Genomic DNA, 6950 nt, shown 5'->3' with positions numbered 1-6950 from the left:
TGGCGCGAGCCTACGGGCCTGCCCTGGTCAAAACCTTGTCGATTTAGCGGCAGGGCGCCCGGCCAACGGGCCGTGCTACCGCAACTGCACGGCGATGCAGACTTCGCAGCGGTTTCGGGCGAGCTGACGGACTTGCACGTCGACCGGATTCCAGGTCTGGATCTGCTTCAGCCAAGCGTCGATTCGCCCCGCCGCATCGTAGTTGCCCAGCTTCATCGTCAGCAACATTCCCGACAACGAGCATTCACGGTGCGTCACGATGTGCTCGATCGTCGTGAGTGTTTTTTCGGGTTTCACGTTCGAATCGGCCAACAGCCATTTGACGTTGCGAAATTCTCGGCGGGGAAGATCCCCGGCGCGGGCGCGGAGATGTTTGAATCGTGGGTGATCGGCAATCCGCTCGTCCATTTCCGCCGGATCGATTCCGATCACCTTCAACCCCAATTCGAGCAGTCGTCCGCAGGCACCACCGGGGGCGCTGCCGATTTCGACCACCACGTCGCCGGGCGCGAAATCGAAACCGCTCCAGGTAATCGATTCGGCGGCTTTGTAATAGGCGCGAGAGATCGGTTCATATTGCGGCTCGATCGGCTGCACGCCACCGGGCCAACGCGAATGCCATTTGGCTGCGGTGTGCCATCCGATCATCCAGTCATCCGGATCGACCAACACCAGATCCAGCACGCGTTCACCGGGCTCGGCAATGCGATTGGGTTGATCGCCGCGGACCCAACGATCCACAAGTGCCGTGTGGATTCGCTGGGCCACCAGCTTGGAGACTTCATCGACCCCGGGTTCGAAGCCGAATTTTCCGATCGGCAGCCGATCGCGCGGCCAGACGTGCAGTTGATCAAACGTCCGCCCGCCGGCAAACGTATCGTCCAGCAAGTCGATCAGCCGGTTCACCTGGGTTTCGCCATCGGCACCTTTGAGATGGCCGATCGAGTGCGCCGCGGTGCGGATGAAGGTCCCGCCGGGCAACGGCATCGGCTGGTCGTGTTTGGCGGTGACGAAGCCGGGTCGTGAAAACGCCAACCGCCAACCCGCCGCGGCGATCGATTGCTTGACCTGTTTTTCGGCGCCATTGGCGCAGCACAACATGGCAAACGTTGGCTCGGCGGTGGGTTTGTCGGGAGAGGTCATGGTCTAAGTTTTGTGATGAGAAAGTGGGATCGGCTTCCAGCCTGCCATACTCGAGTTCTTTCTGAACGGTAGGCGACGCTGTGCGCCACATCTCAGCCGTGACGCACAGCGTCACCTACCGCGTGGAATCGACGAGCTTAGAAGCCTATCCCACTTTGGCGGACGTCAATTTTGCGACCACCGCTCAAGCCGCTGGCGGATCCCGGGGATCAGCTTGCCGGCGTTTTCGAAATACAGTTTTTTCAACACCTCGTCGGGCAGATCGACACCATAGATCTGCCACAGACCTTGCGGCGGGGGCACTTTTTCGCTGTACGGAAACGACTCGTCGCGGGTCTCGAAGAATCGCCAATACAACCGGAGACGGGTCTCGGGCCAGGGACCGTCGGTGCCGAACAACAGTCGGTCTTGATAGCGAATCAGAAACTCTCGCGCGGTGAACGGTTGCCGCCCCAGCTCGGCGATCCGCGACGCCGGTTCGATCCACAGATTCGGATACTCGTCCAGCCACCCGGCGACGACCTTCAAATCTTCGGGGTTGTTGGCGACGTGGGCACCGATGAATTGTGTGTTTGGATGACGCGCGATCACCCGGTTGCGGGCCTCGAAGAGTTCCTGACGCGATGGAAAGGCGTCGCCGTGAAAGCTCCAATCGGGGTGACGACTGAGTTCTTCCCAGCGCTCGTTGGTTTCATCGATGGGATCGAAGAATGCGGCCGGGTCGGCGGTGTGAATGATGATCGGTAATCCCAACTCGCCGCACTTGGCCCAAATCGGATCCCACCGCGGATCGTCGATCTTGATCAGGGTCCCGTCGGGGTTCTTGTACTGCAGCCCGAATCGCTTGAACAGTTTCAGCCCACTGACGCCCTGTTTGGCAGCTTGTTCGAGTGCAGCGGCGGTACGGTCGGCGAACCCCGGCCGGTGACACGGCCACAACGCGGGTTGGTCTCGAGGCGCGTTCCCCTGCCAATCGATGTTGGCAAAGATGGCAAAGCGATCGCGATAGTCGGACCAGAGATACTCCACGTGGTGATCGAGTTGAGCGCCGAGTTTCCCGTCCAGTGAAACACAAACCGCGATGTTGTTGCGATCCATCAATTGGACAAAGTCATCGAGGGCTTCTTTGCTATCACGCAGCCGGTAGTGGAAATGGGTGTGAACGTCCACGACCGGCATCGCCGCAGAGTGTCGCGGATTTTGGGGCACCACCAGTTTCGAAATCGGACGAAAATTCCGGAGCAACAATTCGCGTCCGTCACGCCCATCGAGCGGCAGCGGCAAGGGCGACGCAGCCTGTTCGCTCCCAGCCTGCCGGCGTGTGTCCTGCGGCGTCGGATTCTGGGCGATGGTCATTTCCGGAGCAATCCAGGCGGCGGCCAGGACGACGACCGAAGCGACGGCCAAGGTGCCAAACGAGATTCGCGGCGGTAGACGAAGGCAGCGTCCGATGCAAAGCTTTGTCGCCACCTCGACGACCGTGGGGGTCCCGGCCGCTACAATAAAAAACGGTGATCGTGGAAGATGAAATGGCATCGATGACGAGCGAGGGGCTCCAAGAGGGCGAGAGTGACGGAGTGAGCAACGAAGACCAAACGCAGTATCAAACCGAGGGCGGCCGATCGACCAGCAAAAAGCTGTCGATGCAGGCAACGACACCACCGGCCGATGTCCCAGGGTATCGGCTGGAACGGTTTTTGGGCAGCGGCGCGTTCGGCCAGGTCTGGGTCGGGCGGGATCTGAACACCGGTCGCCCCGTCGCGATCAAGTTTTTTTTGCACCGTGGCGGTGTGAATTGGTCGCTGCTGAGCCATGAGGTCAAAAACCTCGTGCAATTATCCTCAGATCGCCACATCGTCCAAGTGCTGGAAGTCGGCTGGGACAGCGATCCACCCTATTATGTGATGGAGCTGGTCACCGGGGGGTCTTTGGAAGACGAGCTGACCGCACGCGGGGCGATGCCGGTTGCCGAATCGGTTCAGATGTTTCGCAAAATCTGCGTCGGGCTCAACCATAGCCACAGCAAGGGGGTTTTGCACTGCGATCTCAAGCCGGCCAACGTTCTGCTGGGCGAAGACCACGAGCCCCGGCTGGCTGATTTCGGCCAGAGCCGAATGACCCATGACCAATCGCCTTCGCTGGGCACGCTGTTCTACATGGCCCCCGAACAGGCCGACCTGGAATCCTCACCCAGCAGTGCGTGGGACGTCTACGCCGTCGGCGCGATCATGTACCGGATGCTGACCGGCGGCCCGCCGTATCGCGAAGATTCGATCATCGAACAGCTCGACACCGCCGGTTCACTGCCCAAGCGGTTGCAGCGATACCGCGAGTCGATCCAAAAAGCCTCGCCGCCGGTCCGGCACATCCAACGCTCCGGCGTCGACCGCGAATTGTCACGGATCGTCAGTTGCTGTTTGGCGGCCAATCCTGACGACCGCTTCACCAACGTTCAAGAAATTCTGGACCGTTTGGATCGCCGAGACGAACTGCGTGCGCGACGACCGCTGATGGTGCTGGGGATTCTGGGGCCCATCTTGCTGTTGGTCGTAACGAGTATTTACGCGATCCGCACCATCAATCGCGCCAGCGAAGAAACAAAGCAGGCCTTGCGCAAAGAAGCGTTCAGCAGCAACGAGCTGGCGGCAAAATTTGCCGCACGAACACTCGAGAGCGAGCTGGAACGCTATTTCCGGCTCTGCCGCGACGAGATCAACGAGCCCGATTTTCGCGCCACGCTCGCCGCGGCGCTCGGCGACCCCGCGGTCAGTCGCAATCTGAAAATCATCGCCGACCAGGGCACCAGCGCCTTGGCTTTGAAGATGGTCGAGACGCGCGACACCCTGCTGGACCTGCCCGCCCGCATCGCACTGGACAAATATCTCGACAAACGCTTGGAACAATACACTGATGAGGCGGACGATTCGCGGGTCCCACGTTTGGCGACGATGTTTGTGACCGACCATTCGGGGACGATTTTCGCGATCGCTTATGACAATCCCGTCGCGCGCGAACAAAACAGTGCCGGACGCAACTATGCCTACCGGACGTATTTTCACTCCCTTAAGAATGATCTGCCGCGAGACACGCCGATCGACTCGATCAAACCACTCGATCACATGCACCTGTCGGCCGCTTTCCAATCGACCGCGACGGGGTTGTGGAAAGTGGCGATCAGCGGCCCCATCTACTTGTCCGGCGACCGATCCGGCGAACCCGACGCCGTGTTTGTGGCCACGGTCAACTTGGGTGATTTCGAACTGCTGCAAGGCGACGAGGGTGCCAACCAGGTCGCCGTGCTCGTCGAGGCCCGTGAAGGCAAGGTGCGCGGAACGATTTTGCAACACCCGTACCTGGAGGCCCGACACCGGGCCGGCATGCGCAACGCGGGTGACCCGTTCAAGGTCGATGCGGAAAAGATGGACGACCTGCTGCGCGGCGGTGATGTCGACTACCAAGATCCCGTGGCCGTCGCCGAGGATGCCCAGGCCTACGGGGGGCACTGGATCGCGGCAATGCAGCCGGTCGCGGTGCCCGGTGAAGGCAAGTTTGGCTCCGGCGGCGACAACCAGGCCGATCTACTGGTGCTGGTGCAATATCGGCTGAGCAAAGTGTTCGCGCCGGTCGCGGCGATGGAGCAAACATTGCACTGGGAGGGGGCTGCGGCAATGCTCTCGATCCTGGTGGTCAGCGGCACGCTTTGGATCTTTGTCCGCCGAGTCGGCGATGATCGCGTCCATCGCAGACATCGCCGAGATCATGACGAGCCGGAGGCGTCGGCGACCGAACGCGAATCCTCCCAACGCGACACTTCCAAACGCGGCGCGGACGTCGACGTGACCGAAACGCAACAGCTGACGCCGTAGCACGCGGCGTCGGGCAGGGTGCGTCGATCGATCGCCGGATCGGTCACGCTGTGCGTGACCATTGCCTGAGTAGGTCACGCTGTGCGTGACAAGTGCCCGGTAGGTCACGCTGTGCGTGACAAATGGCATGCACAGCATGCCCTACTCGGGATCTTTGTTGCCGAAGGGTCGCTTGGTGTCCCGTTTGCTGAGCCCGGCGCGGTCCATCAGCGAGCTCCGCATCAATTCGTCCAAGTACTCGTCATCTGCCGGCGGAGGCCCGTAGGCGCCGAGCGTCTGCGGATCGTATTCGACCAGATACTCATGGCGTGCGATCGACAACTTGCACTTCGGATCGAGCCGTTTGCGGATGACCGGTCGGCCGTCGACTTTCACACCGTTGCGGCTGTTCATGTCGCGGATGAACCAATAGCCGTGCTCCAGGGAGAGACGGCAATGCTGGCCGGAGACATTATTGAACTTCAGCTGGACGTCGCATTCGGACCGTCGGCCGATGGTCAGGCGATCTTTGATCAGCGGAATCGGGTCGCCGCCGCCGACGGGCGTCAACTGTCCGTAGGGGCCGGCAAAATCGAGGTCTTCGTCGTCGTCGTAATAATTCACCGTCGTCCTCGCGGGATGTGGCGGAACTGTCTGTCGCGGTAGACTGGTAGGGATCAGAACAAAACAAATGATAACGGGCGGGGTTCCCGCCACCTACTACTATCGATCCAGTACCATCGTTTGGCAACGGACTCCTTTGACAAATTCTCATTGTAACGATCGTTTGGCCTGGCAACGCGAAGGTCTTCCCTTCAACGCGTTCGGCGCCGCCCTGCGTCGCCGTTTCGGCGGACGGGTCCAGCGGGTCAGCATCGACGCCGGTTTCACCTGCCCCAACGTGGACGGCGCGGTCGCACGCGGCGGTTGCAACTTTTGCGACAACCGCTCGTTCAGCCCCTCGCGACGGGTACGGCTAAAACGAGTCAGCGAGCAATTGCAGGGCGGCATCACCAGCGTTCGGCGACGCTACAAGCAGGTGGCCGGTTTTCTAGCGTATTTCCAGCCCGCCACCAACACATACGCCCCGGTCGACCAGCTCGAAGAAGTCTTTCGGATGGCGCTCCGCTGGCACCCCGATATCGTCGGCCTGGCGATCGGCACCCGTCCCGATTGCGTTCCCGAGAGTGTCGTCGAGTTGACTCGCCAACTGGCCCAAGATCACTACGTTTCGCTGGAATTCGGGATGCAGACGATGCATCAGCCGGGACTCGACTGGATGAATCGCGCCCACCGCCACGATCACCTGATCAACGCCATCGATCGCAGCCGCGGACAAGGATTCGAGTGTTGCGTCCACATCATTCTGGGGATCCCCGGCGAAACCCACGAGATGATGATGCAGACCGCCGACGAAGTGGCGCGACTCGGTTTCGACGCGATCAAACTGCACAACCTGTATGCCGTCCAAGGGACACCGCTGGGTGAAGAAGTTGCCAGCGGTAAAATTCAGATGATGCAGCAGGACACTTACGTGAACACCGTCGTCGACTTCCTGGAACGCATCCCTCCCACGACAATCGTCGAACGAATCAGCGGTGATGCGCCACCAAAGTTTCTGATCGCCCCTCAGTGGTGCCTGGAAAAGTCAACGTTGAAGCTTCAAATCGAAGCCGAATTCGCCCGCCGGGGCACCCGCCAAGGCTCTCTCTATCGCCCACCGACACTTTTGCCTGAGAAACGACCGCGACCGGCCGACAACACGCCCGCATCGATCCGTTCCCAAATCGACGTCCGCGGCCGGCTGCCGGTGCTGAAGATGGAAGGGGCACCGAGCCAAAGCTAGTGCGTGGTCAGCTTTGAATTTGTCTCTGCAGGTGTTAGCGGACCGGCGCTGGCGGGCTGTCGATTTAGTCGGGTTCTGCTGAGTTAATGGTGAGCGGCTGGCCGTCAGGCCTCGGG

The 6950-nt window shown here is 60.7% G+C and carries 5 protein-coding genes; 2 read left to right on the top strand and 3 right to left on the bottom strand.

Annotation, left to right across the window (positions count from 1 at the left end):
* Positions 1 to 75: 75 nt before the first annotated feature.
* Together NZK35_RS06140 and NZK35_RS06135 are read right to left on the bottom strand one after the other, a co-directional pair.
* Positions 76 to 1143: an SAM-dependent methyltransferase gene (locus tag NZK35_RS06140; RefSeq protein WP_259631713.1), complete on the bottom strand. Its 1068-nt coding sequence runs from the start codon at positions 1141 to 1143 to the stop codon at positions 76 to 78.
* Positions 1144 to 1308: 165 nt separating this feature from the next.
* The gene (locus NZK35_RS06135; protein WP_259631712.1) at positions 1309 to 2613 is read right to left on the bottom strand and encodes an amidohydrolase family protein; all 1305 of its coding nucleotides are present in this window, start codon (positions 2611 to 2613) and stop codon (positions 1309 to 1311) included.
* Positions 2614 to 2672: 59 nt separating this feature from the next.
* Between NZK35_RS06135 and NZK35_RS06130 the strand changes: the two genes are divergently transcribed.
* Positions 2673 to 5009, top strand: coding sequence for a protein kinase domain-containing protein (locus tag NZK35_RS06130; RefSeq protein WP_259631711.1), 2337 nt, complete (start codon positions 2673 to 2675; stop codon positions 5007 to 5009).
* Positions 5010 to 5150: 141 nt separating this feature from the next.
* Here the strand turns inward: NZK35_RS06130 and NZK35_RS06125 are convergent, their stop codons facing one another.
* Positions 5151 to 5612 carry an FHA domain-containing protein gene (locus tag NZK35_RS06125; RefSeq protein WP_145207048.1) on the bottom strand — a complete coding sequence of 154 codons (462 nt, stop codon included), beginning with the start codon at positions 5610 to 5612 and terminating at the stop codon, positions 5151 to 5153.
* A 136-nt stretch (positions 5613 to 5748) separates the two neighbouring features.
* Between NZK35_RS06125 and NZK35_RS06120 the strand changes: the two genes are divergently transcribed.
* Positions 5749 to 6834, top strand: a complete 1086-nt coding sequence (locus tag NZK35_RS06120; RefSeq protein WP_259631710.1) for a TIGR01212 family radical SAM protein — start codon at positions 5749 to 5751, stop codon at positions 6832 to 6834.
* The last annotated feature ends 116 nt before the right edge of the window (positions 6835 to 6950 follow it).

Origin of the sequence: Stieleria sedimenti (assembly GCF_025060895.1) — a bacterium.
Taxonomy (GTDB): Bacteria; Planctomycetota; Planctomycetia; order Pirellulales; family Pirellulaceae; genus Stieleria; species Stieleria sedimenti.
The sequence above is the reverse complement of the archived record's forward strand: the minus strand, read 5'-3'. Positions and strand labels throughout refer to the sequence as shown.